This window comes from Streptomyces sp. SN-593 (assembly GCF_016756395.1).
Taxonomy (GTDB): domain Bacteria; phylum Actinomycetota; class Actinomycetes; order Streptomycetales; family Streptomycetaceae; genus Actinacidiphila; species Actinacidiphila reveromycinica.
Genome location: NZ_AP018365.1, coordinates 4,054,013 through 4,079,200 on the forward strand (window position 1 = coordinate 4,054,013; position 25,188 = coordinate 4,079,200).

The window sequence follows — 25,188 nt, forward strand, 5'->3', positions numbered from 1 at the left end:
CGCTTCCCCTCGGCTCAGGAGGCGTTCTCCTTGTCGAACACGCCACAGATGACGCCGTCCGACGGCAGCTTCTCGGCCGAGTGCGCCTCGACGTCGTCGCCCGAGAACGCCGGAGCGAAGTCCTTGTCGTACACGCCGCAGATGACCTCGACGCCCTCGAATTTCTCGGCCCCACTAGGCATGAATTCCTCCAGGGAAGTTAAGGTTTTTCGGGGTGCTGAGCGCCCCCGATTTCGAGATTAGGACGACACCCCCGGGGTGTCAATATCCCGTTTCCACTCGCCCGCGCCGCGCTTTGCCGGAGCGTTCCCGGAAAAGGGCATGCCGAAAGAAGACTCCGTACCGGCGCGCGAAAAAGGCGGCGTGAAGCGTGCACAGCAATGCAAAGAGTCAGGTCAGAGCGGCCTCAGGGGCCGGACCTCGGATTTCTCCGCCGTCAGTCGGAGTCTTCGGAATGCCCCTCGCCGTCGTCCCGCGCGGCGGTCTCGACGTCCGCCGAATGCGCCTGGACGTCCAACAGGTCGGTTTCCATGTAAAGCGGGCACAGTGCGGACGACATACTGATGAACTGCTCCGGTTCATCCTGCATGGATTCCTCCTCGTAAATGTGGGGTGCGTGGAGGTGCGGGTGCGTGCGGTACGCGGTGCGGTGCCGTGCGGGTCGACGTGCGGGTTCAGGTCACGGGGCCCGGCCGGCGTCCGGCGCCGGGTCCGGGTCCGGGTCCGGGTCGAGCAGGTCGGCGAGCGCTTCGAGCAGGGCCCGGCCGGCGTCGGCCCGGCGGCCGGTGGCCGTGGCGAGGACCGAGGCGATCCGGTCCAGGGGTCCGGCCGCGGCGGGGGCGGCGGGCGCGCGGGCGGCGCGCCGGTGGTCCCGCAGCAGCGCCAGCGCCGCCGTGCTCTGGCGGGCGAGTTCGGAGAGCAGGTCCATGGCGTCCAGGTCCCCGACCCCGTCGGTCTTCGGGTCGAGCACCTCGAGCACGCCGATGATCTCGCCCGCGTGCTCCATCGGGACCGCCATCAGGACGTCCGGCACCAGGCCCGTTCCGAGCGCGAAGTCGCGGTCGAACCGGACGTCGTCGGCGACGCCCCGGACGATCACGGTCTCGCCGGTGGCCGCGACCCAGCCCGCGATCCCGCGCCCCGCGGGGATCGCCGTGCCCACCAGCCGGTCCTCGCCCACGCCCGAGGACGCCTCGAAGACCAGGGCGCCCCGCTCCTCGTCGTGCAGGCACACCGACGCCGCGGCGGCGGAGAAGGACAGCCGGGCCAGCCGGGCGGTCGACCGCAGGATCTCGTCGGACGGCTGCGCCGCCTCCGGTCGCGGGGCGGCGCTCATCCCTGGCTCCTCCTCAGGTTTCCGGCGGTCGCGGTCAGGACGTGGCGCAACTCGGGCGTGCGGAAACGGGGATGGCGCTCCAGGATGCGCGCGCACAGGCCGGTCACGTGCGGGGCGGCGAAGCTGTTGCCGGACACCACCCGCTTGCCGCCGCCGGGCCAGGGCGCCTCGACGCCCACGCCCCGTGCGAAGAGGTCGACCGGCGGATCCGGGTTGGCCTCCACGTACTCCGGGTCCGGCTCGCCGTGCGCGCCCACGGACAGCACCGACGGGAAGCGCCACGGGTAGCTGTCCACGGGGCTGTTGTGCGCGGCCGACACCAGCGTGACGCCGGCGAAGTACGCGGCGTCCGCGAGGTCGTGCAGCCGCTCCTTGTGCTGCTCGCGCCGGGTGGACAGGCTGACGTTGACGACGGCGAACCGCCGCTCCAGCGCCCACTCCAGCGCCCGCACCAGCGCCTCCCCGCTCCCCCTCAGGCGCGGCCCCAGGATGCGCACACTGGTGAGCTCGCACTCCGGCGCGAGGGAGCGGATGATGCCGGCGCAGGCCGTGCCGTGGCCGGCGAGGTCGCCTTCCGTGTCCGGGACCACGTTCCAGCGCGCCCCCGGCTCGGCCGAGTCGGGCTCGGCGGCGTACGCCTCGGCGCTGCCGCCGATCGCCGGGTGCGCGCCGTCCACGCCGCTGTCGATCACGCACACCCGCACGCCGCGGCCGGTCGTGCCGCCCCACGCCCAGTCGCGCTCCACGGGGTGGGCCGCGGCGACCCGGCCGGGGTCCAGCGAGCCGCCCCGCGAGGCGTGCGCGAAGCGGATCGTCCGCCGGGCCGCCGGTGCTGCGCCGTCCGGCGCCACGCCCTCCGCAGGCTCGTAGGGGGGCTCTGGCAAGGCGTCCGGTGAGGCTTCGGATAACGCTACCCGCCCCGCCTGCGGCGGGCCCGCCTCGCACGGCTGGGATGCCATGGGCCGCCCCTTCCACAGCGCCTCGGTGGTACTCCTGCGAATCCAGTGGACACGTGCGCGTCGTGCGTGCGGTGCGCGTCGTACGGACGGTTCGGACCGTGCGGGCCATGCGGAGACCAAGTCTCGGCGCACCTGGTTGGGCAACGGCTGGTATTCGGTTCACAACCGGTAAATCCGCAGCTCGTAGCGGGTCTCACAGGTGCCGGTCGATGCTGCCGACCACGTCCGCGAGGTTCTTCGCGCACGCGACCGCGATCACGGCCAGCCGCCCCGCGGTCCGCAGCCGCGCCCCGATCCGCCCCCGCCCTCCGGGCTTCGCCCGGCTCTCCGCGCTCGGACCGACGCCCGGATGCCCACCCCGGACCGCATCGGAAACACCATCCGCCACAGAGCCCTCCCTGATCCCACCTCGAACGGAACCCGCCTCCGCGGAAGCCCTGGAGCACTCTCACTCTCAAGCTCACTCTTCGGCTCACATTCCGCGAACTAAGAGCACTCTAGACCCTTTCCGAGCCCGGCCGTCCCCGAATACGCGTAGTCCCCTCCTTCCGACCACCTCCGCCCTGACCCCGTGCAGCCCGGCACCGCCCCGCGAGGGCACTACGCGCAACTCCGCCGTCCGCCCGCGGGGTTCGGCCGCGTGCGCGCGGCGGCGGGGGGCGGTACGGGCGCCGGGCGTGCGCTGCGGGGTGCGCGGGTGCGTCCGAGCGCCGTGGCGGGTCGGGTCGGGGGCCGGGCACCGGGGCGGGGGCCCGGGCAGACTGGTGGGCCGGATCGTGGGGGGAGGGGACCCGATGACCGACCAGTTGCCCGCCGCTCCGGCGCCGACGCCCGCCCGGCACCCCGCCGGGTCAGCACCACAGCCCGGCCCCGTAGCCGCACCCGTGCCCGCACCACCACCCGCGGCCGTGGCCGCACCGGCGACGGCACCCGGACCCGGACCCGGACCCGCGACGGCTACCGCACCCGCACCCGCACCCGCACCCGCACCCGACACGGCATCCCCACCCGGACCCGCGGCCGGAACCGCGCCCGCGCCCGCCTCCGAGCAGATGCGCCTGGAGATCCCCGGGGACCGCCGGCTGGAGGCCGGCCACGCCATCACCCTGCGCGCCATGGCCCGCCGCCTGCCCCAACTCATCGGCCGCGCCCTGCGGATGGCGTGGCAGGTGGACCGCCGGGCGGTGGCCGCGCTGCTGGTCTGCCAGGTGCTCTCCGGTGTCCTGGAGGCCCTCGGCCTGCTCGCGGTGACCGGCACCATCACCGCGGTGATCGCCTCGGGCCACATCGCGGGCCGCCTGCGCGAGGCGGCGCCGTCGATCGCGCTGCTCGCCGCGGCGGCCGGTGTCCGGGCGGTGCTGGGGATCACGATCGGCGCCCTGTCCACGCGCCTGGCGCCGCGGATCTCCCGGGAGGCCGAGCTGCGGCTGCTGGACGCGGCGACCCACGCGGAGCTGACGGCGTACGACCATCCCGGCTACAACGACCGGTGGGACGCGGCCGATCGCGGGGTCGAGGTCTCGCAGGACCTGCTCAACCAGTCCCAGAACATCCTGGCCGCGACCGCGTCGCTGGTCGCCGCGGCCGCCGTGCTGACGGCCGTGCACCCACTGCTGCTGCCCCTGCTGGTGCTCGCGGCCCTGCCCCAGGCCGTCGCCGGGGTGCGGGCCGGCCGGCTGAACTACCTCGCCTCCCTGGACACGATGAGCGACCGGCGGCTGCTCGGGCTGCTGCGCTGGCACCTGGTCGACAAGGACAACGCCGACCAGATCCGTTCCGGCACCATGGCGGACTTCCTGCTCGGCAAGTACCGCGCCGCCGGCGCCCGGGTGGACGCCGCCACCGACCGCGCGGCCTGGCGGGCCGCCAGGACCTCGCTGCTCGGCAGCCTCGCCGGGGGCCTCGCGTCCGGCCTGGTCTGGGCGGCGCTGATCGCGCTGATCGGCACCGGGCGGATCTCCGTCGCCTCGGCCGGCACCGCCACCTTCGCGCTGCGCTCGGTCGCGTCGGGGCTGCACGGCATCGTCGGCTACGGCGCGATCATCTTCCGCACCGGCATGTACCTCGACGACTGGTCCGACTTCCTCGACGAGGCCGGCGGCCACCGCGTCCGGCGCGGCGCCGTCGTGCCCGCCGGCCCCGCGGTGGTGCGCGCCGAGCACCTCGGCTACGCCTACCCCGACGCCGACCGGCCGTCCCTGAGCGACGTGACCCTCGACGTGCGCAAGGGCGAGGTCCTCGCGCTGGTCGGCGAGAACGGCTCCGGGAAGACGACGCTCAGCAAGCTGCTCTGCGCGCTCTACCTGCCCACGACCGGCGCCGTCACCTGGGACGGCACCGACACCGTCGCCCTGGACGCGCAGGCGGCCTGGCAGCGGGTCGCGGTCGTGCCGCAGGACTACGCCCAGTGGCCGCTGACCGCCCGCGAGAACATCACCCTGGGCCAGCCGGTCCGCGGGCCCGGCGGGTCGGACGCCGACGACGCGGTGCGCACCGCCGCCCGCGCCTCGGGCGCCGACGACGTGGTGGCCGCCCTGCGCTCCGGTCTGGACACGCTGCTCGCCCGCGAGTGGTGGGGCGGCCAGGAACTCTCCGGCGGGCAGTGGCAACGCGTCGCCCTGGCCCGCGCGTTCCACCGCGAGGCCGGCCTGCTCGTGCTGGACGAGCCGACCGCGGCCCTCGACCCGCGGGCGGAGCACCGGATCTTCACCGGGTTGCGCGCGCTCGCCGCCGACCGCGCCGTCGTCCTGGTCACCCACCGCCTGACCAACGTCACCGTCGCCGACAAGATCGCCGTGCTCGACCGGGGCCGGCTCGTCCAGTACGGCACCTTCACCGAACTCCGCGACGCCCCGGGCCTGTTCCACGACCTGTGGACGCTCCAGAACGACCGGCCGGCCAGTCGGCCCTGAGACGCCGGTCAGTTGGGCGCGAGCCGGTACAACGCCGCCGCCCCCGAAAGGAGTTGTAGGGCGATCGCGCCCGAGGCGTCCGGCGTGCCGTACGCGGCGTCCGCCGGTGAGAAGGCGGCTGCGGAAGCGACGTGGGCCGGGTCCAGCCGGATCCGGACGGAGGCGGGCGCGTCGGGATCGCGGTTGACCACCAGGAGGTGGCGGGTGCCGTCGTCGTCGGCGGCCCGGAAGAGGCCGAGGATCGCGGCGTCGCCGGTGACCGCGGTGATCTGGTCGCCCGGGGTGAAGGGTGTGGTGCCGGTCGGCGCCGGGGTGTCGTTGGCGTGCTGGACGGATTCGGAGACGAGGGGCTTGAGTTGGCGGCCGACGGGTTGCAGCCAGCCGGTGTTGAGGGTGGTGGCGGCGTCGTAGAGGGGGGTGCGCCTGCCGTCGGTGGTGATGAGGGCCTGGGTGTAGCCCTCGCCGCGGGCGGGGTCGGGGGTCCAGTAGGTGAAGTACTGGATGCCCTTGCAGCCGTACGCCAGGCTCACGTTGACCTGCCAGGCCAACTGCGAGGCGGTGGGCACCCGGTGGCTGTTGTAGCCGGTGGACTGGATGTACGTCCAAGCCGGCACCCCGGCCTTGAGGGCGGCCGCGCGCACGATCGCCCAGGTGTCGAAGTAGTCGGTGTCGATCCCGTCGGTCAGGATCGGGTACCGGTCGAAGGAGATCAGCGCCGGCCCCGCGGTGTCGACGTAGGTCTGCACGAAGTCCGCGTAGGTCGCGCCGTTGCCGCGGTTGATGTTGGCGTACGGCAGCAGGGCCGGGGCGACGGAGCGGACGATGCCGGTCAGCGCGCCGACGGTGGGGAAGCGGACACGGGAGGGCTCGTCGTAGACGCTCACGCCCGCCAGGGAGGGGTGGCTGGTGTAACCGCCCAGCGAGGTGCGCACCCAGGACGTGGCGTCGGCGGTGGTGATCGAGGACGGGACGGTGCGGTCGTCGGTGACGGTCATGTACTGGGCGATCGCCTGGATCCGCGGGTCGCCGGCGACCAGCACCTTCAGCCCCACCTGGTCGGCCAGGCCCAGCGCGTACGCGGCGCTGCGCGCGTCGAACTGGTAGTTGCCGGTGATCAGGAAGGTGAAGCCCGCGTCCGCGATCTCCTGGTAGCGGGCGAGCGTGGTCTCGTACGGGTGCGGCGGCCAGAACAGGCCGACGGGGAAGTCCGGGCCGCCGATCAGCGGCAGCTCCGCGCTCGCGGCGGCCGCCGGCGCGTCGACCGCCACCGCGGCGGGTCCGCTCCGCGGGTCCGCGCCCGCCGGCGTCGCCGCCTGGGCCCGGCCGGCCGCCGCACCGCCGGCCGCGAGCGCTCCGGCGCCCAGCCCGGCCGCCTGGAGCAGTGCCCGGCGGTTCATCCCGCGAGCCGAGCCGTACGACGAGAGCTCCTGATCCGGCATGCGCCACCCACTTCCCTCGCGGCCCGCGGACGACGACGGGCACCCGTCCCGCCATCATGCAGACCGCGGGGCCCGATACCCGCGCCGCCACGCCCCATTCGTCCCCTGTGTCCCCGAGCGGGCGCCCGTCCACGGCGCGGTCCGCACGCGCGCCGCACACGCGCGCGGACCGCGCCCGGGGCGGTGGCCCGGGCGCGGTCCGCGCGATCGGCGCCGCCGCCGGAGGGCGGCGCCGGTGTGTCCGGCACCGCGATCCGGCGGCGGGGTGGTGCTCAGGCGAGGTCGAACCGGTCGAGCTCCGTCACCTTGGTCCACGCCGCGACGAAGTCCGTGACGAACTTCTGCCGCGCGTCGTCGCTCGCGTACACCTCGGCCAGCGCGCGCAGCTCGGAGTTCGAGCCGAAGACGAGGTCGGCGCGGGTGCCGGTCCAGCGCACCGCGCCGGTGGCGTCGTCGCGGGCCTCGAAGGTGCTCGAGTCCTCGGAGGTCGGCGTCCACGTCACGCCCAGGTCGAGCAGGTTGACGAAGAAGTCGTTCGTCAGGGTGCCCGGGGCGTCGGTGAGGACGCCGAGCTTCGAGCCGTCGTAGTTGGCGCCCAGCACCCGCAGGCCGCCGACCAGCACGGTCGTCTCGGGGGCGCTGAGGGTGAGCAGGTTGGCCCGGTCGATCAGCAGGTACTCGGCGCCGAGCCGGTTGCCCTTGCCGACGTAGTTGCGGAAGCCGTCGGCCCCCGGCTCCAGCGCGGCGAACGACTCCGCGTCGGTGTGCTCGTCGGTCGCGTCCACACGGCCGGGGGTGAAGGGCACCTCGACGTCCACCCCGCCGTCCTTGGCGGCCTTCTCGATCGCCGCGGCGCCGCCGAGCACGATCAGGTCGGCCAGCGACACCTTCTTCGCGCCGGCGGAGGCGTTGAACTCCTGCTGGACGCCTTCCAGCGCGGCCAGCACGGTGCCCAGCCGGTCGGGGTTGTTGACCTCCCAGTCGCGCTGCGGCTGGAGGCGGATCCGGGCGCCGTTGGCGCCGCCGCGCTTGTCGCTGCCGCGGTAGGTGGAGGCCGACGCCCACGCGGTGGAGACCAGTTCGGAGACGGTCAGGCCGGTGGCGAGGATCTTCGCCTTGAGGGCGGTGACGTCCGCGGCGTCGATCGCCTCGTGGTCCGCCTCGGGCAGCGGGTCCTGCCACAGCAGCGTCTCGGCGGGCACCTCGGGGCCGAGCAGCAGGGACTTCGGGCCCATGTCGCGGTGGGTCAGCTTGTACCAGGCGCGTGCGAACGCGTCCGCGAACTCCGCCGGGTTCTCGTGGAAGCGGCGCGAGATCGGCTCGTAGATCGGGTCGAAGCGCAGCGCCAGGTCGGTGGTGAGCATGCCGGGCGCGATCTTCCTCGCGGCGTCGTGGGCGTGCGGCACGGTGCCCTCGCCGGCGCCGTCCTTCGGCTTCCACTGGTTGGCGCCGGCCGGGCTCCGGTCGAGCTCCCACTCGTAGCCGAAGAGGTTGTCGAAGAAGCCGTTGCCCCACTGGGTGGGGGTGCTGGTCCAGGTCACCTCCAGGCCGGAGGTGATGGCGTCCGCGCCCTTGCCGGTGCCGTGGCTGCTCTTCCAGCCCAGGCCCTGGGCCTCGATCGGCGCGGCCTCGGGGTCGTCGCCGACCGCGTCGGCCGGGCCGGCGCCGTGGGTCTTGCCGAAGGTGTGGCCGCCGGCGATCAGTGCCACGGTCTCCTCGTCGTTCATCGCCATCCGGCGGAACGTCTCGCGGATGTCGCGGGCCGCGGCGATCGGGTCCGGGTTGCCGTTGGGGCCCTCGGGGTTGACGTAGATCAGGCCCATCTGCACCGCGCCGAGCGGGCTTTCCAGCTCCCGGTCACCGGTGTAGCGGCGGTCGTCGAGCCAGGTGGTCTCCGGGCCCCAGTAGACGTCCTCCTCCGGCTCCCAGACGTCCTCGCGGCCGCCGGCGAACCCGAAGGTCTGAAGGCCCATGGTCTCCAGGGCCACGTTGCCGGTGAGGATCAGCAGGTCGGCCCAGGACAGGCTGCGGCCGTACTTCTTCTTCACCGGCCACAGCAGGCGGCGGGCCTTGTCGAGGTTGCCGTTGTCCGGCCAGCTGTTGAGCGGGGCGAAGCGCTGCTGCCCGGCGCCGGCGCCGCCGCGGCCGTCGCTGATCCGGTAGGTGCCGGCGCTGTGCCAGGCCATCCGGATCATGAACGGGCCGTAGTTGCCGAAGTCGGCCGGCCACCACTCCTGCGAGGTGCCGAGCACCTCGGCGATGTCCTGCTTGACGGCCGCGAGGTCGAGGGTGCCGAACGCCGCCGCGTAGTCGAAGTCGTCGCCGAGCGGGTTGGCCACCGCGGGGTTCTTGGCGAGGATCTTCAGGTTGAGCCGGTCCGGCCACCAGCCGCGGTTCCCGCCGCCCTGGGTCGGGTGCGGGGCGCGCTCGTGGGCGACCGGGCAGCCGCCCGCGCCCTCCGTCTTGGCGTCCACGACGATCGCGTCGTTGTTGGTGTTGTCAGACATGGAAATCCTTCCGGACCGGGCGGATCACGGTGCTCAGGCACTGCGGGTGGTGGAGGTGCCGTGGCGGGCGGGGCAGGGGCGGGGACGCGGCCGGCGAGGCCGGAAGCGGCCCGCGGGGGGCCGCGGTCGCCGGCCGGGAGCGCGGCGAAGGTCCGTGCGGGCTCTCGACGTCCGTGTCTCCTGCTCCTGCTCGCGCCGGGTCGGCGCCTCGTGCCGTACAGGGCTCTTCCTGCCCCTTGGCTGTCGCCGGAACCGATCCTACGATGGACACCGTCCAAGTCAAGAAGCGGGCCAAGCGCATATCCGGTCAAATTCCGGACGCCCCCTGGTAAACTGCGGGCATCCCGCGAACCCGAATAGGTGAACCGACATGAGCGACCTGGTGGAGCGGCTGCGGGGCCGTGGCTGGCGGATGACCTCCCAGCGGCGCGTCGTCGCGCAGGTCCTCGACGGCGACCACGTCCATCTGACCGCCGACGAGGTGCACGCGCGCGCCATCGAGCGGCTGCCCGAGATCTCCCGGGCGACGGTCTACAACACCCTCGGCGAACTGGTCAGCCTGGGCGAGGTGACGGAAGTCACCACCGACGGCCGCGCGAAGCGGTACGACCCGAACGCGCACCACCCGCACCAGCACCTGGTGTGCGCCGGGTGCGGCACCGTCCGCGACGTCCACCCCACCGGCGACCCGCTCGCCGCCCTGCCGGCCGGCGAGCGCTTCGGCTTCACCGTCTCCTCCGCCGAGGTCACCTACCGCGGGCTCTGCCCGGACTGCGCGTAGCGGTCACGCCGCCGCGGGGCGGGGACGGCGATCCGTCCCCGCCCCGCGGCGGCGTGCGTGTGCGGCGGCGGCGCGCCGCACGGTCCGCTCAGAGGGTGTGGGAGGTCAGGGTGTGGTGGCCGGGGCCCACGCCGGAGACGCGGACGGTGGTGCCGTCGGCGGTGACCTTCGCACCGCCCACCGCCCGGGTGCCGTCCCAGACCGTGCGGCCGTCGAGCGAGACGCGGACCTTGTGGCCGCCGGTGGGGACGGCGAGTTCGCCGCGGGTGCCGCGCGGGGCGGTGGCGGTGAGGGTGAAGCCGTGCGCGGAGGACCGCCAGGAGGCGCTGATGGCGCCGTGCGGGGTCGGCACGCTGCCCTGCGCCCAGGTCAGCCCGCCGGGGGTCGGCACGATCGAGTAGCCGGAGAAGCCCGCCGCGGTGGGCTGGACGCCCAGGACCTGGGTGGTCAGCGAGATCGTCGGGCCGGCCGCCCAGCCGTGGGCGAGGCTGGTGAACTGCGCGATGCCGGGGTCGCCGTCGAGGTTCGCCTTCTCCCACAGGGTGCTGCCGGGGTCCTCGCTGAGCTGGTGCCCCCAGAAGGTCCGCATCAACTGGAGCGCCTGCTGCTGCTCGGTGCCGCTCGGGTCGGGCACGGCCAGCCGGGCGCTGGCCTCGAAGCCGCTGGGCAGCGGCTCGTAGAAGGGCTGGATGGAGGCGTTGGGGGTGCTCGGCGAGACGGTCAGGGAGCCGTAGGTGCTCCAGTTGTTCTTCCGCAGGTAGGTCAGCGCCTGCGACGAGCGGTCGCCGTCGGCGACGCCGGTGAGCACGGCGGCGGCGTTGGCGTCCTGCGGGTACGCGTCCGGGATCTCGGTGGACAGCCGGTAGGCACCCGTCGAGGCGTCCCACAGTCGGGAGTTGATCGCGTCCTTCACCGCGGTGGCGCGGGCGGCGTAGGTCCGGGCGCCGGCGGTGTCGCCGCGCGCGCCGGCCAGTTCGGCCATCTCGTCGAGGTTCCGCTTGTACAGCGCGTTGACGTACGTCTCGTGGCCGCAGTCGCTGTAGCCGTAGTGGCCGCAGGAGTTGGCGCCCGCGAAGGAGATCAGCCCGCTGCCGTCCTGGTCGCGGACCGACTCCAGCCAGGCCATCGCCTTGGTCAACTGGGGCCACCACTGGGCGAGGTAGGACCGGTCGCCGGTGTAGAGCCAGTGCTCGTAGTGGTTGTAGACGAACCACGTGACGTACTCGCCGTAGGTGCGGATCTCGTCCTGGTTGTGCGGGCCGACCAGGCTCTCGGCGGGGACGAAGCCGTCGGAGAGCTGTTGGGAGGCCAGCGAGGACAGCGAGTTGTCGACGGCCGGCACGTCGTCGGTGCTGAGGTAGGTGACCGGCGCCTGGATGGCGAGGTCTCCCTCCCAGACCACCCGGTCGCGCTTGGCGCCGTCGAAGATGACCTCCTGGTCCGGGTCGGCCCCGGGCACCTGCGCGTCGGAGTGGTCGGCCTCGCCGGTCTGGTAGGGCCAGCTCTTGGCGGTGTCGGACATCCAGGTGTCAAGCTGGACGGTGTAGGCGCCGCTGTACCAGATCTTGTTCAGCTCGTTGTCGCTGGACAGGAACCAGCCCTGGTAGTCCGCCGGGTCGGACTGCCGCGGCGCCGCCGTGTAGTCGAGGGAGACCGCGCCGAGGTCCACCCAGCCGGGCCCGTCGAGGAAGACGGTGGCGTAGCGGAAGCCGCCGCGCAGTTGGCTGTCGGTGAGGGTCGCCGGGAGCTTCGCGGTGTCGAGGGTGAAGGTGTGGCTGTCCGCGTCGTAGGTGTACGGCTGGCCGGGGTAGCCGTTCCAGATGTTGGCGGTGTCGCAGCCGGGGGCGACCGCGTCCTCGCCGTTGTTGGTCTGGGTGGCGGAGGCGGCGTACTGCTGCGACTCGCTGAAGCACACGTGCAGTTGCGGCGGTGTCTTCGACGCGCCCGCCACCCGTATCCGGATCTTGCCGCCGACGTCCTTGCCGAAGTCCAGCGTCACCAGCGGCGATTGGGTGCGGTCACCCGAACTGGTGAGCCGCAGGGGCTTCTTGGCCGTGCCCAGCAGTGCCTTCGGGTCGCCCTGGACCGCGCCGCCGCGGGCGGCGACCGAGGACACCGCGACCGGGTCGACGCTGTGGCCCGGCGGAGCCAGGACGTAGGGCCGCCAGTCCCCCTGGCGGGGCTGGTAGCCGGCGTCGGTCCACGGGTCGCCCGCCGCGTGGCCGGCACCGGTCGCGGACTGCGCCACCGCCGCGTTCACCGTGAGCATGCTCATCAGGGTGACGCCCGCGGACAGCGCCGCCAGCGTTCCCCTGCCCCTCGACAGATGGATCATGACCCCTCTTCCCGTTCCACACGCGTGAGGGGGCCGCGGCGCCCGATCGTACGGCCCCGCCACCCGCGACTTCGGACTGAGACGATTCAATTCGCCAGCGCACGCTAGCCTCGGCGCCGTGTTCAATCAACAGTTCAACCAGGATTGATCTGCGGTGACGGGGCGTGACGGGCACATCCGGGAGTGTCGGCCCCGGTTGAAAGCTTCAAGCGCGTACGCGCCGGGACCGGGTGGACGGGCCGTGCAGGGGCGGTCGGCGGAGCGCCCTGGGGCAGGCGCGCCGCCGGGGATCAGGCACCCTGGGGGGCGGTGCCGCGGGGGTCGGTGCCCGCGGCGGCCGCACCCGGGGGAGTCAGGCGTGCCGGCCCCACCGGCCGCGGTGGACGACCTCCGCCGGGTCGCGCCGGCGCCCGCTGGTGCGGGGGTTCTGCGGGGGCGCGTCCTTCGCCCGGTAGCCGACCGTGATCCCGCCGATCGGGGCGTACTCCTCGGGCACCCCGAACTCCTCGCGGAACGGCCGCAGATGCTCGGGCATGATGCCGAAGAAGCAGGCGTCCAGGCCCTCGTCGACCGCGGTCAGCAGCATCAGCAGCGCGGCCATGCCGGTGTCGATGAACCAGTACGGCGCGGGCCAGCGCGCCTCCGCGCGGTCCTCCCACCCCTTGTCCGGCTCGGCGTACCGCGCCAGGTAGGCGGCCTTGTGGGCGAGGGGCACCACGACCAGCGGCGCGTCCTGCATGGTCGGCGTCTGCTCCACCCGGGTCGGCACGAACGGCCAGAAGCGGGCCCGGTCCGCCGGGTCGGTCAGGGCGAGGAACGCCCACCCTTGCGAGAACCCCGCCGACGGCGCCCGCAGCGCGGACGCGAGCACCCGCTCGACCACGTCCGGGGCCAGCGGGCGGTCGGAGTAGTGCCGGATCATCCGTCGCCGTCGAACCACCTCGGAGAATTCCATGGCGCCAGATCCTCCCACTCCCCCGGGCCCGCCCACACCCCCTCGCGCCCCTCGCGCCTCCCGCGTTCCCGTCAGGCGTGCTCGCGGGGCGGGGAGGCGGGTGCGGCGGGGTGCGCCGGAGGAGTCGCGGAACGGCCGGACAGCGAACGGATACTGAGGGCGTGGACGACCTCGGCCACGCCGAGGACGAGCAGCCAGATGCCGGACACGATCGTGAGCGCGGCGAGCGAGCCGAAGGGGGAGACGATCAGGACGATGCCCGCGATGAGGGTGATCGCGCCGAAGAACACCTGCCAGCCCCGGGCCGGCAGGCCCTCGGTGGACACCGCGACCGACAGCATCATGACCCCGCGCAGCAGCCACCCGAAGCCGATCCACAGCGCCAGCAGCAGCAACGACTCCGCGGCGCCGCGGAAGCAGATCAGCCCGAGCAGCACGCACAGCGCGCCGGTGACGAAGGACAGTGCCCGCATGGCGCCGGGGACGTGCGGCCCGAAGGCGCCGGCGAGTTGGAGGACGCCGCTGGCCACCAGGTAGACACCGAACAGGATCCCCACGACGAGCAGCGTCTCGCCGGGCCAGGCGAGCACGATGACGCCCAGCACGGTCGCCGCGATCCCCGCGACGAGCAACACCTGCCAGGCGGCCCGGGCGAGCGCGGCGAGCGCGCCTCCTGGAACCGGGGCCCCTGGTACATCTCCGGAGAGGTGGGTCATCGCACTCCGCCTTTCGCGCGCCGGCCCCGACCTGCGGGCCGAGGCCGTTTCCACCGTCGCACGACCGCGGCGGGTCCGCAGTCCGAGCGGCGGTGTGCGCGACCGTCCGACCGGACTGCGCGGCGGTGTGCGCAGCCGCCGCGCTCAGACGGCGAAGAGCAGGCCCGCGGCGACGAGCAGCAGCACCGCCGTGGCGAAGTGGACGCCGAACGCGACCGCCCGGGTGCCGCCGTGCCGCAGCACTATGAGCGTGTCGCCGAACGGCATCACCGCCGCCACCAGCAGGAACCACGCCTCGGCATGGGCGCCGACCAGAATCAGCAGCACCAGCCCGAGCACCCCGTAGGTGCCGTCCCGCAGGCCCTTGATCGTGAGGTAGGCCGGGTCGCCGTCGGGCCTGGCGGGCACTCCGTACCCCGCTGCGGCGGCCTGGGGCTGGAGCAGGAAACGGCCTCCGATGAAGAGCACGAAGACGTCGATGACGACGGCGAGCGTGTACGCGGTGACGGTCATGCCGGGACTCCTTTTCTAGCAACGCTAGGGTCGGGAGCGAAGCTAACAGATCGCCGACATGTTTTCTAGCGATGCTAGAATCCGGCTATGTCGATCCAGACGCGCCGGGAGCGCGAACGAGCCGAACGCGAGCAGTTGATCGTCACCACCGCACGGGAACTCGCGGAGGCGGAGGGCTGGGACGCCGTCACCACCCGGCGGCTCGCCGCCGAGATCGAGTACAGCCAGCCCGTCCTGTACGGCCACTTCAAGGGCAAGAACGCGATCATGACCGCCGTCGCGGTGCAGGGCTGCGCCGAACTGGCCGTCGCCCTGCGGGCGGCGCGCACCCGGGCCGGGTCCGGGTCCAAGTCAGGGGCCGGGTCCAAGTCAGGGTCCGGGTCCGGAGACGCCCGTGCCGCCCTCGCCGCGGTGGCGGCGGCGTACACCGCCTTCTCCCGGGACCACCCGGCGCTCTACGACGCGATGTTCACCCACGCCGTCGAACTGCCCTTCGCCACCCCCGAGGCCCCGGCCCCCCTCCAGGACGCCTTCGCCGAGATCCTGGCGGCCGTCGCGCCGCTGGCCGCGCCCGACGACGTGCCGGGCATCCTCACCGAGACCTTCTGGGCCGCCCTGCACGGCCTGGTCACCCTCATGCGCAGCGGCCGCCTGCCCGCGCCCGGGCACGAGTACCGGCTGGCCCTGCTGATCGCCCGATTCGCCCCGGACGCCGGACCCGCGGCGCGCCCCGCGACGGCCGGCTGAGTCCCCGCGGCGGCCCGAAGATCCCCACGAACGGCCCTGGGGCCTGCCCGCCGGACAGGCCCTCAGCCCTCGCGCGGGCCCTTCGACTTCCTGTCGGACCTGGCCGCCTTGGCCGCCTTGGTCGCCCCGGTCGCCTTGGCGGCCGCCTTCTTCGCCTTCGACGCACCCGACTTCGCGGACTTGGCCGTCCCGGCCGTCTTCGCCGCCTTGGCCGTCTTCGCCGCCGCGGGCTTCCCGGCGGCGTCCTGGGCGTGGGGCGCCTGCCACTGGGCGCTGCGGGTGAGGAGGCCGTCGACGCGGTCGCGCAGGTCGTCCCGCTCGTCGTCGTCGAGGCCGACCGGAGCCTGGCGCAGCAGCGGCTCCAGCATCAGCCAGCGCTCCTCGACCCGCGCCGGGTTGCCCGAGGCGCGGCGCGCGGCATCGACGTCGCGGCGCTCCTTCTCCTCCTTGGCGACCTCGGCCGCGATCGTCCGGAGCAGTTGCGCGGCGTCGGCGCGGCCCGCGGTCGTCAACTGCTCGGCGGTCACGCCCAACGCGTGGGCGTACCGGGCCACTCCCCGGGCGCTGGGACGGGCCGGCACCTTCTTCCGGCCCACCCACTGGTAACCGCCCGCGACGCTGCGCCAGTACGACTCGCTCAGCGTCGACTTCCGCGGGGAGGAGCCCAGTTTCCGCAGGATCGCCGCGCTGAGCGCCGTGCGCTGCGCGACGTCGCGCCCGGAGCATCCCTGACGTGCCCTCGCCGCGATGAGCAACAGCCCCTCCGGGGGCGGCCGCAGGCCCTCAGTCATACGGCGAGCTTCGCACTACTACGCGCCCGGCGTCCAATTCCCCGCACCACCCGGGTCGTGCAACCGTCCCTGGCCTGCGCGAGCTCCTCCGACTGCGCAGTTCTGCTGCGCAGTGCGCGCGTAGTTGCTTGATCCACGCCCTACTACGCGCTAGTTTGTCCCCCATGACATCCCGCGGCCGTTCCCGCCCGAGGCGGCTCTACCAGGAACCCGAAGCGGTCACCTGGGCACGGGAGAAGTCCGGGCTGACCAAGCGGGCACTGGCCGATCTCGTCGGCATCTCCGAGCAGTTGATGGGCGAGATCGAGTCGGGCTGGCGCAGCGCCACCCCGGCGAACCTGCTGAAGATCGCCGAGGCGCTGAACTGCCCGATCGTCGTCCTGGAGCGCAAGCGCCTGTCGGGGGGCGGCGCTCCGCCCGGCGGCACGCCCGCACGGTAAGGCGCGCGCAGGACCGCGCGCAGTCCGCGCAGTCGGGGATCCGCCACCCGGTCCGGCCGGGGTCGGGTCACGAGCGCGGTCGGGGTCGCGCGCGCGGTCGGGTCACGAGCGCGGTCGGGTCACGAGCGGTCAGAGTCGCGCGCGGTCAGAGTCGTGGGAGCGGTCAGGGTCGTGGGAGCGATCACCGTCCCGGTCGCGGGAGGAGGGGTGCTCCCCCGTGCCTGCGGGAGCCGCCGGGCTCAGCCGGTGGTGACCACCCGCGCGGACAGGTTCACCAACCGGGCCACTCCGAACTCCAGCATCAGCGGCAGCGTGTGCTGCGCGGTGACCCCGTGCACCGCGGTGAAGGTGACGGTCGGGCCGGTGCCGCCGAAGGTCACCGTGGTGCCGTCCGGCAGGTAGATCCCCGCGTCCATCAGCGAACCCGGGTCCCCCGTCTTGCCGGTGCTGCGGCCGGCGATCACACCGCGGCCCGCGTCCGGGGCCCCGACCATGTCGAGGTGCTCGGGCACTCCGCTGTCGTTGCGGATCGCCATCGTCAGGGTGCCGTTGCCCGCGCTGTCGAGGTGGGCGACGGCGTCGGTGATGGTGAGGTCGACGTCGGCCTCGTGCACGTCGGCCCGGCCGGGCGTGCCCGTCGTCGGGACCTGCGACGGGGCCGCCTGGGAGGAGCCGGAGTGCGTGCAGCCGGTGGCCAGCGCGACGAGTGCCGCCGCCCCCGCGAGTGCCCGCAGGGCGCGCGGGACCCGGGTCGAGCGGAGTGCGGAACGGCGGTTTCGGCTCATCCCGGCATCATGTCAAGCCGCCCGCCGGGCCCCGCACCCGCCCCCGCGCCTCACACCGCCCGGCGGTAGAGCCAGACCCCGAGCGGCGCGAAGACCGCCACGATGCCCGCGTCCCAGGCGAGTGCCTGCCACACGTCGGTGGCGGTCGGCCCGCCCAGTACCAGGGCGCGCACCGCCTCGGCGGTGCAGGACACCGGCTGGTGCCGCGCGAACGCCTGGAGCCAGCCGGGCATGGTGTCGACGGGGATGAAGGCCGCGGAGGCGAAGACCAGCGGGGCCAGGACGGGGAAGGCCGCGGCCTGCGCGGTCTCCGGGTCGCCGACGGCCATGCCGACCACCGCGAAGATCCACGACATCGCGAAACCGAAGGCCAGCACGAGCAGGATGCCGCAGAGGAAGGCCGGCACGCCGGCGTGGATGCGGAAGCCGATCGCGAAGCCCACCGCCGCCATCAGCGCGACCACGAAGACGTTCCGCACCAGGTCCGCCATGGTCCGGCCGACCAGCACCGCCGACCTGGCCATCGGCAGCGACCTGAACCGCTCCATCAGCCCGGTCTGCATGTCGGTGGCCAGCCCGATCGCGGTGTTCATGGCCCCGAAGACGGCGGTCTGCACGAAGATGCCGGGGATCAGGAAGTCGGAGTACGACACCCCGTGCAGCGCCGGCTCGACCACCCCGCCGAAGACGTAGCGGAACATCAGCACGAACACCAGCGGCTGGATGGTGGAGAAGATCAGCAGCCGGGGCACCCGGCGCAACCCGATCAGGTTCCGCCAGGCGACCGCCGCGCCGTCCCCGGCGGTCCGGGCCAGGCGGGCGAGCGGCCCGACCGGCGCCCGCGACGCCGGGGCGCCGCCGGTCACGGCTCCGCGTCCTCGTCCGGCCCGCTGCGGTGCCCGGTCAGCCGCAGGAAGACGTCGTCGAGGCTGGACTCCCGGACCGCCACCGCCTCGGGCACCAGGCCCCGCTCGTCCAGCGCGCGCAGCAACCCGAGCAGCGGCCGGGACCCGTCGTGCGAGACCGCCCGGAGCCGGCCGCCCTCCGTGCCCGGCGGCTCGGGCAGCCGGCCGCCGAGCGCCTCGGCCGCCCGCGCCGCCCGGCCGGGGTCGCCCATGTCGAGCTCGATGACGGTGTTGCCCAGGTCGGCCTTGAGCAGCGCGGGGGTCCCGTCGGCGATGGCCCGGCCGTGGTCGATGACGACGACCCGGTCGGCGAGCCGGTCGGCCTCCTCCAGGTACTGCGTGGTGAGCAGCACCGTGGTGCCGTCGGCCACGAGCCGGCGGATCATCTCCCACAGCGCGATCCTGCTCTGCGGGTCGAGGCCCGTGGTCGGCTCGTCGAGGAAGAGCACCGGGGGGTCGGGGACCAGCGCGGCGGCCACGTCCAGCCGCCGGCGCATACCGCCGGAGTACGTGCGGGCGGGGCGGTCGCCGGCGTCCGTCAGGTCGAAGCGCTCCAGCAGCTCGCCCGCCCGCCGCCGGGTCCCGGAGCGCCGTACGTGGGTGAGCCGGCCGATCAGCCGCAGGTTCTCCCGGCCGGTGAGGTTCTTGTCCACCGCCGCGTACTGCCCGGCCAGGCCAATCAGGCTCCGCACGGTGCCGGCCTCGCGCACCACGTCGTGGCCCAGCACCGCCGCGCGCCCTCCGCTGGGGCGCACGATCGTGGTCAGGATGCGGATCGCGGTGCTCTTGCCCGCGCCGTTGGGCCCCAGCAGGCCGAAGACCGTACCGGGCTCGACGTCGAAGTCGACGGAGTCGAGCGCCGTCACGGAGCCGAACCGCTTGCTGAGGCCGGAGACGCTGATGGCTGCCTGGTCCACGGGACCACCTCGCTCGGCGTGGCGGATCTGCCTCGCCCACCATTCTCGCCCGGGGGGAGCGGGAGCGCAGAGGGGGACGATCCGGGCCGGCGGCCCACGGCGGACCCCGGCCCACGGCGGACCCCGGTCCGGGCGAGGCGCGGATCGGGCCGAGCGTCCGGGACGGCCACCCGGCCCGGACGGTCACGCGGACGGGACGGTCACGCGGACGCGGCGCCCGACGCGGCGGCGTAGCGGTTGCTGACGTCGGTCCAGTTGACGAGGTCCCACAGCTTGGTGACGTAGTCGGGCCGCACGTTCTTGTACTGGAGGTAGTACGCGTGCTCCCAGGCGTCGAAGACCAGCAGCGGGGTGGTGCCCTGGCCGACGTTGCCGTGGTGGTCGTAGACCTGCTCGACGATCAGGCGCCTGCCGACCGGCTCCCAGGCCAGCACGCCCCAGCCGGAGCCCTGCACCGAGGCGGTGGCCACGGTGAGCTGCTTCCTGAACGCCTCGAAGCCGCCGAGGTGTTCGTCGATCGCGGTGGCCAGCGCGCCGTCGGGGCGGTCGCCGCCGTCGGGCGAGAGGTTCTGCCAGAAGATCGAGTGCAGCACGTGGCCGGAGAGGTTGAACGCGAAGGTCTTCTCCAGTCCGACCAGCCCGGTCGGGGTGATCGCGTCCTTCTCGCGGGCCTCGGCGATCTGCTCCAGCGTGTCGTTGGCGCCCTTGACGTAGGCGGCGTGGTGCTTGGCGTGGTGCAGCTCCAGGATCTCGCCGGTGATCGCCGGCGCGAGCGCGGAGTAGTCGTACGGCAGGTCGGGAAGCGCGTAGGTGTCCATCAGGCACGGCCCCTTTCGGCGGGCGGGAACGAGTGGCCGCGACCCACCCTAGACCTTTATTGCGAATAGCTTGCAACAACACATGATGTGCATCAGCATGATGGCGGGGCGGGACCGGCCCGACAGCCCACGGAAGCCCGCTTCCTCGCTGATCGTCTTTCACCCGGCACCCGCCGGCCGTCCGGTTCCGCCCCCTCGCGCGCCCCCCGCGCCCCCGCTCGCTCCCGCGCGCCCGGCCCGCCGCGCCGGCCCGGCGCCGCCCCGCCCGCGCGTTCCCGCGCCGATCGGACGGGGCGTCAGAAAATGTCCTCCACCGGGACGCACCGTTGTGCCACGCCCGACGTCTCACCGGTGAGCGGCACTTCCGCATGCCGCCGCACGGACATCTGGAGCAGTCGTGAGTACCCACACCAGCAGCATCCGCCGGGCCCCGGCGGCGGCGGTCACCGCCGCCGCCCTCGTCGCGGCGGGCGCGCTCGCCGCCCCCGCGGCGCAGGCCGCGGCCCCTCGGGTGGCGCCCGCCGCCGCCCCGTCCGCTGCCACCGCCGGGACCACGGCCAAGGCCGCCCCCAAGGCGCCGTCGATCACCGCCAAGGGCGGCTTCGTGATGAACGACGGCACCGGCGGCACCCTGTTCACCAAGGCCGCCGACACCCGCCGCTCCACCGGCTCGACCACCAAGATCATGACCGCCCGGGTGGTCCTGGCCAGCAAGCACCTGAACCTGAACACCAAGGTCACCGTGCAGAAGGCGTACAGCGACTACATCGTCGCCAAGGGCGCGTCCTCCGCGCACCTGATCGTCGGGGACAAGCTCACCGTCCGGCAGCTGCTGTACGGCCTGATGCTCCCCTCCGGCTGCGACGCCGCCTACGCGCTCGCCGACACGTTCGGCAGCGGTTCCACCCGCGCCGCCCGGGTGAAGTCCTTCATCGGCACCATGAACTCCACCGCCCGCTCGCTCGGCCTGAAGAACACCCACTTCGACTCGTTCGACGGAATAGGGAACGGGAAGAACTACTCGACACCGCGCGACCTCACCGAGCTCGCGAGCAACGCGATGAGGAACGCCACCTTCCGCTCGGTCGTGAAGACCCGGTCGACCAAGCAGAAGGTCACCACGAAGTCCGGCGGCTACCGCTACATGACCTGGACCAACACCAACCCCCTGCTGGGCACCTACTCCGGCACCATCGGCGTCAAGACCGGTTCGGGTCCGGAGTCCGGCTACTGCCTGGTCTTCGCCGCCACCCGCGGCAAGAAGACCGTGATCGGCACGGTGCTCGCCTCCTCCTCGGTGGCCGCGCGCACCTCGGACGCCAGGAAGCTGCTGGACTACGGCTTCAAGAAGTGACGTGGGGCCCGACGCCCCGCCAGCTCCCCCGGGGCCTCCGCGGACCATGGCCCCCGGAGGCCCCGGGGAGCACCTCGACGGCGACGCCGCGGCGGTCGGAGCGGCCGCCACCGCGGGGGTGGGCGCGGGCCGCCTCCGGCTTCGCCGCTTCGCCCTCCGGTGGAGGTGTGCTAGCCTGTGGATTGTTGCGGTTGTGGTACCCATGAACTCTGTGTGCGCCTGACGGGATGTGACCCTCGGGCGCATTTTGTTTTCCGGCCTCCAGGATGGGGTCATTGCAGCGACGCCTGGCCCGTGAAGTGCGGGTTCAGGAACTGCACCATCAGAGGAAGTCAGACATGGCAACCGGTACCGTCAAGTGGTTCAACTCCGAAAAGGGCTTCGGCTTCATCGAGCAGGACGGCGGCGGCGCCGACGTCTTCGCCCACTACTCGAACATCGCCACCCAGGGCTTCCGTGAGCTCCAGGAAGGCCAGAAGGTCACCTTCGACGTCACGCAGGGCCAGAAGGGCCCGCAGGCGGAGAACATCGTCCCGGCCTGACCGGACGAGCAGTACCCGAGCAGTACCCGAGCCGGGTCCCGCCGCTTCATCCGCGGGGCCCGGCTTTTCGGGCCCGGGCGGGACCGGCTTCTTCCGCACCGGGGTGCGGACACCGGAGGTACGGCCTCCGTCCCTTCCGCAGTCCACCTCCTCCGCAGTTCCACTCCCGGCTCGTTTCGCGGGTCTCCGCCCGGTGTCACTCTTCGCGGAGTCTTTTTCGGCACGCGCCGCCTTCGAGGAAGGCTCCACGCATGCCCGAAAGCACCCGACAGTCCAATACGGGCGGCCCGGCCCGCGCCCGGCGCAGGCCCCGCGGCCCCCAGCAGGGTGCCGGCCGCGCCGGCGCGTCGCGCGGCTCCGGCCGCACCGGCGGCCGCCCCGCCGACACCGGCTCCGAGGAGTCCGCGTACGCCTCCGCGTACACGACCCTCACCCCGGCGCCGCCGGCCGCGGCCACCTTCGCCGAGCTGGACCTGCCCGCCGCGCTGACGGAGGAGCTGGACCGGCAGGGCGTCACCGTGCCGTTCCCGATCCAGGGCGCCACCCTGCCCAGCTCGCTGGCCGGCCGCGACGTCCTCGGCCGGGGCCGCACCGGCTCGGGCAAGACCCTCGCCTTCGGGCTCGCCCTGCTGGCCCGCACCGCCGGACAGCGCGCCGAGCCGCACCAGCCGCTCTCGCTGGTGCTGGTGCCCACCCGCGAGCTGGCCCAGCAGGTCACCGACGCCCTCACGCCGTACGCCCGGGCGCTGCGCCTGCGGCTGGCCACGGTGGTGGGCGGGCTGTCGATCGGCCGCCAGGCCTCGGCGCTGCGCGGCGGCGCGGAGATCGTCGTCGCCACCCCGGGCCGGCTGCGCGACCTGGTCGAGCGGGGAGACTGCCGGCTCGACAAGGTCGTGATCACCGTGCTCGACGAGGCCGACCAGATGGCCGACATGGGCTTCCTGCCCCAGGTCACGGCCCTGCTGAACCAGGTCGTGCCGGGCAGCCAGCGGATGCTGTTCTCCGCGACCCTCGACCGCAACGTGGACACGCTGGTCCGGCGGTTCCTCTCCGACCCGGTGGTCCACGCGGTGGACCCGTCGGCCGGTGCCGTGGTGACCATGGAGCACCACGTGCTGCACGTCACCAGCGAGGACAAGCGCGCCGCCACGGTGCGGATCGCGGCCCGCGACGGCCGGGTGCTGCTCTTCCTCGACAGCAAGCGCGCCGTGGACCGGCTCGCCAAAACACTGCTGGCCAACGGCGTGCGCGCCGCCGCGCTGCACGGCGGCAAGTCCCAGCCGCAGCGCACCCGCACCCTCGCGCAGTTCAAGACCGGCGAGGTGACCGCGCTGGTGGCGACCAACGTCGCGGCGCGCGGCATCCACATCGACGACCTGGACCTGGTGGTCAACGTGGACCCGCCGGCCGACCACAAGGACTACCTGCACCGCGGCGGCCGCACCGCCCGCGCGGGCGCGTCCGGCAGCGTGGTGACGCTGGTGCTGTCCGAGCAGCGCCGCGACATGGAGCGGCTGATGGCCAAGGCCAGGATCACGCCGCAGACGGCGAAGGTGCACTCCGCGGACGAGGAGCTGGCCCGGATCACCGGTGCCCGGGTGCCCTCCGGCGTCCCGGTCACCATCCCGGTCCCCGCCCCGGCCACGCCGGCCGCGGGCACCTCCGCCCGGCGCGGGGGCGGCCGCCGCCGGCCGCGGTCGGGCGGCGGCACCGCCACCGCGGGCTCCGGCCGGAGCGGCGCGGGCCGTACCGGGACGGGCGGCGCCGGACGCACGGGCGGCGGCGCGGGCCGTACCGGCGGAGGCAGCGGCCGCGGCGGCTCGGGCGGCTCGGCGGGCGGCTCCGCCGGCCGCTCCGGGGGCGCCCGCGCGTCGCAGACCCGCCGGCGTGCGGCGTGAAACCCGCCGCGGCGGTCGCGATCGCCCCCGCCGCCGGGCCGGACGACGGATCGGACACCGCCGGCACGCTCTGTGAGGGCAGCGACTTCTCCGTGCTGGCCCGGCGGATCACCGACTCGGGGCTGATGGAGCGGCGCCCCGGCTACTACGTGGCCAGGATCGGCGGGGTCGCCGCCCTGTACGCCGGCGCGTGGACCGCGTTCGCGCTGATCGGCCCCACCTGGTGGCAACTGGCCGTCGGCGGGGTGCTCGGCGTGCTCTTCTCCCAGATCGCGCTGGTCGCCCACGACATAGCCCACCGCCAGGTGTTCCGGCTGCGCCGGCCCAGCGAGGCCGCCGGACGGATCGCGGGCAACCTCTGCGTCGGCATGAGCTACGGCTGGTGGCAGGACAAGCACACCCGCCACCACGCCAACCCCAACCACGAGGAGCTGGACCCGGACGTCAGCCCGGACGTCCTGGTCTGGTCGCAGGGCCAGGCCCGCAGCGCGCGCGGCGTGGCCCGCTGGATCGGCGGCCGGCAGGCGTACTGGTTCTTCCCGCTGCTCACCCTCGAAGGCATGAACCTGCACGTGGCCGGAGTGCGGGCGCTGTTCCGGCCCGCGTACAAGCAGCGCACGCTGGAGGCCGTACTGCTCGGCGCGCACGTCGTCGCGTACGTCACGGCGCTGCTGCTGGTCCTCACCCCGCTCCAGGCACTGGCGTTCGCCGCCGTCCACCAAGCGGTGTTCGGCGTCTACATGGGCTGCACCTTCGCGCCGAACCACAAGGGCATGCCGACGCTGACCGGCAAGGACCGGCCGGACTTCCTGCGCCGCCAGGTGCTCACCTCGCGCAACGTGCGCGGCGGGCGGCTGACCGACCTCGTGCTCGGCGGGCTGAACTACCAGATCGAGCACCACCTGTTCCCGAGCATGCCCACGCCCCACCTGCGGCGCGCCCAGCCGATGGTGAAGGCGTACTGCGCGGAGCTGGGCATCGCGTACGCGGAGAGCGGGCTGGCCTCCTCCTACGCCCAGGCTCTGCGCCACCTGCACCACGCCGGCGCGCCGCTGAGGGCGGGCGCCACCGCCTGACCAAGCCGCGGACCCGGTCCGGAGTCGCGGACCGGAGCCGCCGACCCAGGCGAAGCCGTACGGCGGCGGGTACGCCGCCGCCGAAAGCATGAGACGGTGAGTCCGTTCCCCCGTTCCCTCACCCCTGTCGAGGCATGATGCGCGTGACCATCGCCCGCCACCACTTCTACTTCCACCCGTCCGAGGTCGAGCAGGCGATGAGCGGGGTCGCTCCCGAGCCCGTCACCGGCAGTTCCGTCGACATCGGCGGAGTCCGCTACCCGGTGATGCAGGTCGGCGCGACCCTCACCCGCCAGGACCGGCGTGACTTCAACGCGGGCGAGGTGGAACGGGCGATGCAGGCGCTCGGCTTCCCGCTGCACAGCACCACGGCCGGCTGAGGCCGGTTCCTCCGCCACGGGGCGGCGCCGGGCCTCACCACCGCCCGCCGCCGCCCCGTGGCGGTCGCGGTGCCGGTCGGGG

Annotated in this window: 25 protein-coding genes; 9 read left to right on the forward strand and 16 right to left on the reverse strand. The window is 73.7% G+C overall.

The window, feature by feature from the left end:
• Positions 1 to 14 precede the first annotated feature (14 nt).
• From RVR_RS16940 to RVR_RS16960, 5 genes are all read right to left on the reverse strand, one after another.
• Entirely contained in the window at positions 15 to 182 is a 168-nt protein-coding gene (locus tag RVR_RS16940; RefSeq protein WP_202234660.1) for a hypothetical protein, read from the reverse strand.
• A 254-nt stretch (positions 183 to 436) separates the two neighbouring features.
• Positions 437 to 589 (reverse strand): hypothetical protein, encoded by a 153-nt coding sequence (locus RVR_RS16945; RefSeq protein ID WP_202234661.1) that lies wholly within the window; start codon positions 587 to 589, stop codon positions 437 to 439.
• A gap of 90 nt (positions 590 to 679) precedes the next feature.
• The gene (locus RVR_RS16950; RefSeq protein ID WP_202234662.1) at positions 680 to 1,336 is read right to left on the reverse strand and encodes a GAF domain-containing protein; all 657 of its coding nucleotides are present in this window, start codon (positions 1,334 to 1,336) and stop codon (positions 680 to 682) included.
• Positions 1,333 to 2,220, reverse strand: a complete 888-nt coding sequence (locus RVR_RS16955) for a S8 family peptidase (protein ID WP_237404796.1) — start codon at positions 2,218 to 2,220, stop codon at positions 1,333 to 1,335. Before RVR_RS16955 ends, RVR_RS16950 begins: the two co-directional genes overlap by 4 nt.
• Positions 2,221 to 2,488: 268 nt before the next feature.
• Positions 2,489 to 2,683: a hypothetical protein gene (locus RVR_RS16960; RefSeq protein ID WP_202234664.1), complete on the reverse strand. Its 195-nt coding sequence runs from the start codon at positions 2,681 to 2,683 to the stop codon at positions 2,489 to 2,491.
• 664 nt (positions 2,684 to 3,347) lie between these two features.
• On the opposite strand from RVR_RS16960, the gene RVR_RS16965 reads away from it, so the two are divergent.
• Positions 3,348 to 5,207, forward strand: a complete 1,860-nt coding sequence (locus RVR_RS16965) for an ABC transporter ATP-binding protein (protein ID WP_202234665.1) — start codon at positions 3,348 to 3,350, stop codon at positions 5,205 to 5,207.
• 8 nt (positions 5,208 to 5,215) lie between these two features.
• Here the strand turns inward: RVR_RS16965 and RVR_RS16970 are convergent, their stop codons facing one another.
• Positions 5,216 to 6,646, reverse strand: coding sequence for a hypothetical protein (locus RVR_RS16970; protein WP_202234666.1), 1,431 nt, complete (start codon positions 6,644 to 6,646; stop codon positions 5,216 to 5,218).
• Between the two features lie 272 nt (positions 6,647 to 6,918).
• Positions 6,919 to 9,153: a catalase/peroxidase HPI gene (gene katG / locus RVR_RS16975; protein WP_202234667.1), complete on the reverse strand. Its 2,235-nt coding sequence runs from the start codon at positions 9,151 to 9,153 to the stop codon at positions 6,919 to 6,921.
• A 370-nt stretch (positions 9,154 to 9,523) separates the two neighbouring features.
• On the opposite strand from katG, the gene RVR_RS16980 reads away from it, so the two are divergent.
• The gene (locus tag RVR_RS16980; RefSeq protein ID WP_202234668.1) at positions 9,524 to 9,934 is read left to right on the forward strand and encodes a Fur family transcriptional regulator; all 411 of its coding nucleotides are present in this window, start codon (positions 9,524 to 9,526) and stop codon (positions 9,932 to 9,934) included.
• A gap of 88 nt (positions 9,935 to 10,022) precedes the next feature.
• Here RVR_RS16980 and RVR_RS16985 read toward each other — a convergent pair whose 3' ends face one another.
• The 4 genes from RVR_RS16985 to RVR_RS17000 all read right to left on the reverse strand — a co-directional run bounded on the left by RVR_RS16985 (position 10,023) and on the right by RVR_RS17000 (position 14,453).
• On the reverse strand, positions 10,023 to 12,269 hold the full coding sequence (locus RVR_RS16985; RefSeq protein WP_202234669.1) for an alpha-L-rhamnosidase-related protein: 2,247 nt from the start codon (positions 12,267 to 12,269) through the stop codon (positions 10,023 to 10,025).
• A 352-nt stretch (positions 12,270 to 12,621) separates the two neighbouring features.
• On the reverse strand, positions 12,622 to 13,224 hold the full coding sequence (locus tag RVR_RS16990; RefSeq protein ID WP_202234670.1) for a nitroreductase family protein: 603 nt from the start codon (positions 13,222 to 13,224) through the stop codon (positions 12,622 to 12,624).
• Between the two features lie 71 nt (positions 13,225 to 13,295).
• Complete coding sequence (locus RVR_RS16995) at positions 13,296 to 13,940, reverse strand: HdeD family acid-resistance protein (protein ID WP_202234671.1); 645 nt, start codon at positions 13,938 to 13,940, stop codon at positions 13,296 to 13,298.
• A gap of 144 nt (positions 13,941 to 14,084) precedes the next feature.
• Positions 14,085 to 14,453, reverse strand: a complete 369-nt coding sequence (locus RVR_RS17000) for a DUF4267 domain-containing protein (protein WP_202234672.1) — start codon at positions 14,451 to 14,453, stop codon at positions 14,085 to 14,087.
• 87 nt (positions 14,454 to 14,540) lie between these two features.
• Between RVR_RS17000 and RVR_RS17005 the strand changes: the two genes are divergently transcribed.
• Positions 14,541 to 15,200: a TetR/AcrR family transcriptional regulator gene (locus RVR_RS17005; RefSeq protein WP_202234673.1), complete on the forward strand. Its 660-nt coding sequence runs from the start codon at positions 14,541 to 14,543 to the stop codon at positions 15,198 to 15,200.
• A 62-nt stretch (positions 15,201 to 15,262) separates the two neighbouring features.
• Here the strand turns inward: RVR_RS17005 and RVR_RS17010 are convergent, their stop codons facing one another.
• Complete coding sequence (locus RVR_RS17010) at positions 15,263 to 15,991, reverse strand: hypothetical protein (RefSeq protein WP_202234674.1); 729 nt, start codon at positions 15,989 to 15,991, stop codon at positions 15,263 to 15,265.
• A 164-nt stretch (positions 15,992 to 16,155) separates the two neighbouring features.
• Between RVR_RS17010 and RVR_RS17015 the strand changes: the two genes are divergently transcribed.
• Positions 16,156 to 16,431, forward strand: a complete 276-nt coding sequence (locus tag RVR_RS17015) for a helix-turn-helix domain-containing protein (RefSeq protein ID WP_202234675.1) — start codon at positions 16,156 to 16,158, stop codon at positions 16,429 to 16,431.
• 239 nt (positions 16,432 to 16,670) lie between these two features.
• Here the strand turns inward: RVR_RS17015 and RVR_RS17020 are convergent, their stop codons facing one another.
• The 4 genes from RVR_RS17020 to RVR_RS17035 form a co-directional block, all read right to left on the reverse strand.
• Complete coding sequence (locus RVR_RS17020; RefSeq protein ID WP_202234676.1) at positions 16,671 to 17,216, reverse strand: hypothetical protein; 546 nt, start codon at positions 17,214 to 17,216, stop codon at positions 16,671 to 16,673.
• A 50-nt stretch (positions 17,217 to 17,266) separates the two neighbouring features.
• Entirely contained in the window at positions 17,267 to 18,082 is an 816-nt protein-coding gene (locus RVR_RS17025; RefSeq protein ID WP_202234677.1) for an ABC transporter permease, read from the reverse strand.
• Positions 18,079 to 19,038 (reverse strand): ATP-binding cassette domain-containing protein, encoded by a 960-nt coding sequence (locus tag RVR_RS17030; protein WP_202234678.1) that lies wholly within the window; start codon positions 19,036 to 19,038, stop codon positions 18,079 to 18,081. Before RVR_RS17030 ends, RVR_RS17025 begins: the two co-directional genes overlap by 4 nt.
• Before the next feature lie 200 nt (positions 19,039 to 19,238).
• Complete coding sequence (locus tag RVR_RS17035) at positions 19,239 to 19,856, reverse strand: superoxide dismutase (protein WP_202234679.1); 618 nt, start codon at positions 19,854 to 19,856, stop codon at positions 19,239 to 19,241.
• Between the two features lie 418 nt (positions 19,857 to 20,274).
• Here RVR_RS17035 and RVR_RS17040 point away from each other — a divergent pair, with 418 nt between their 5' ends.
• The 5 genes from RVR_RS17040 to RVR_RS17060 all read left to right on the forward strand — a co-directional run bounded on the left by RVR_RS17040 (position 20,275) and on the right by RVR_RS17060 (position 25,106).
• Complete coding sequence (locus RVR_RS17040) at positions 20,275 to 21,210, forward strand: D-alanyl-D-alanine carboxypeptidase family protein (protein WP_202238716.1); 936 nt, start codon at positions 20,275 to 20,277, stop codon at positions 21,208 to 21,210.
• Positions 21,211 to 21,548: 338 nt separating this feature from the next.
• Positions 21,549 to 21,752, forward strand: a complete 204-nt coding sequence (locus tag RVR_RS17045) for a cold-shock protein (RefSeq protein ID WP_009715709.1) — start codon at positions 21,549 to 21,551, stop codon at positions 21,750 to 21,752.
• Between the two features lie 251 nt (positions 21,753 to 22,003).
• Complete coding sequence (locus RVR_RS17050; protein ID WP_202234680.1) at positions 22,004 to 23,650, forward strand: DEAD/DEAH box helicase; 1,647 nt, start codon at positions 22,004 to 22,006, stop codon at positions 23,648 to 23,650.
• A 20-nt stretch (positions 23,651 to 23,670) separates the two neighbouring features.
• On the forward strand, positions 23,671 to 24,726 hold the full coding sequence (locus RVR_RS17055; RefSeq protein WP_237405327.1) for a fatty acid desaturase family protein: 1,056 nt from the start codon (positions 23,671 to 23,673) through the stop codon (positions 24,724 to 24,726).
• Between the two features lie 143 nt (positions 24,727 to 24,869).
• Positions 24,870 to 25,106, forward strand: coding sequence for an SCO5918 family protein (locus RVR_RS17060; RefSeq protein WP_430393142.1), 237 nt, complete (start codon positions 24,870 to 24,872; stop codon positions 25,104 to 25,106).
• The last annotated feature ends 82 nt before the right edge of the window (positions 25,107 to 25,188 follow it).

Bases quoted from the DNA above. Each gene is read 5' to 3' on its own strand.
- RVR_RS16940 (WP_202234660.1), bottom strand. From the start codon at position 182: ATGCCTAGTGGGGCCGAGAAATTCGAGGGCGTCGAGGTCATCTGCGGC.
- RVR_RS16945 (WP_202234661.1), bottom strand. From the start codon at position 589: ATGCAGGATGAACCGGAGCAGTTCATCAGTATGTCGTCCGCACTGTGC.
- RVR_RS16950 (WP_202234662.1), bottom strand. From the start codon at position 1,336: ATGAGCGCCGCCCCGCGACCGGAGGCGGCGCAGCCGTCCGACGAGATC.
- RVR_RS16965 (WP_202234665.1), top strand. From the start codon at position 3,348: ATGCGCCTGGAGATCCCCGGGGACCGCCGGCTGGAGGCCGGCCACGCC.
- RVR_RS16970 (WP_202234666.1), bottom strand. From the start codon at position 6,646: ATGCCGGATCAGGAGCTCTCGTCGTACGGCTCGGCTCGCGGGATGAAC.
- katG (WP_202234667.1), bottom strand. From the start codon at position 9,153: ATGTCTGACAACACCAACAACGACGCGATCGTCGTGGACGCCAAGACG.
- RVR_RS16980 (WP_202234668.1), top strand. From the start codon at position 9,524: ATGAGCGACCTGGTGGAGCGGCTGCGGGGCCGTGGCTGGCGGATGACC.
- RVR_RS16985 (WP_202234669.1), bottom strand. From the start codon at position 12,269: ATGATCCATCTGTCGAGGGGCAGGGGAACGCTGGCGGCGCTGTCCGCG.
- RVR_RS16990 (WP_202234670.1), bottom strand. From the start codon at position 13,224: ATGGAATTCTCCGAGGTGGTTCGACGGCGACGGATGATCCGGCACTAC.
- RVR_RS16995 (WP_202234671.1), bottom strand. From the start codon at position 13,940: ATGACCCACCTCTCCGGAGATGTACCAGGGGCCCCGGTTCCAGGAGGC.
- RVR_RS17000 (WP_202234672.1), bottom strand. From the start codon at position 14,453: ATGACCGTCACCGCGTACACGCTCGCCGTCGTCATCGACGTCTTCGTG.
- RVR_RS17005 (WP_202234673.1), top strand. From the start codon at position 14,541: ATGTCGATCCAGACGCGCCGGGAGCGCGAACGAGCCGAACGCGAGCAG.
- RVR_RS17010 (WP_202234674.1), bottom strand. From the start codon at position 15,991: ATGACTGAGGGCCTGCGGCCGCCCCCGGAGGGGCTGTTGCTCATCGCG.
- RVR_RS17015 (WP_202234675.1), top strand. From the start codon at position 16,156: ATGACATCCCGCGGCCGTTCCCGCCCGAGGCGGCTCTACCAGGAACCC.
- RVR_RS17020 (WP_202234676.1), bottom strand. From the start codon at position 17,216: ATGAGCCGAAACCGCCGTTCCGCACTCCGCTCGACCCGGGTCCCGCGC.
- RVR_RS17035 (WP_202234679.1), bottom strand. From the start codon at position 19,856: ATGGACACCTACGCGCTTCCCGACCTGCCGTACGACTACTCCGCGCTC.
- RVR_RS17045 (WP_009715709.1), top strand. From the start codon at position 21,549: ATGGCAACCGGTACCGTCAAGTGGTTCAACTCCGAAAAGGGCTTCGGC.
- RVR_RS17050 (WP_202234680.1), top strand. From the start codon at position 22,004: ATGCCCGAAAGCACCCGACAGTCCAATACGGGCGGCCCGGCCCGCGCC.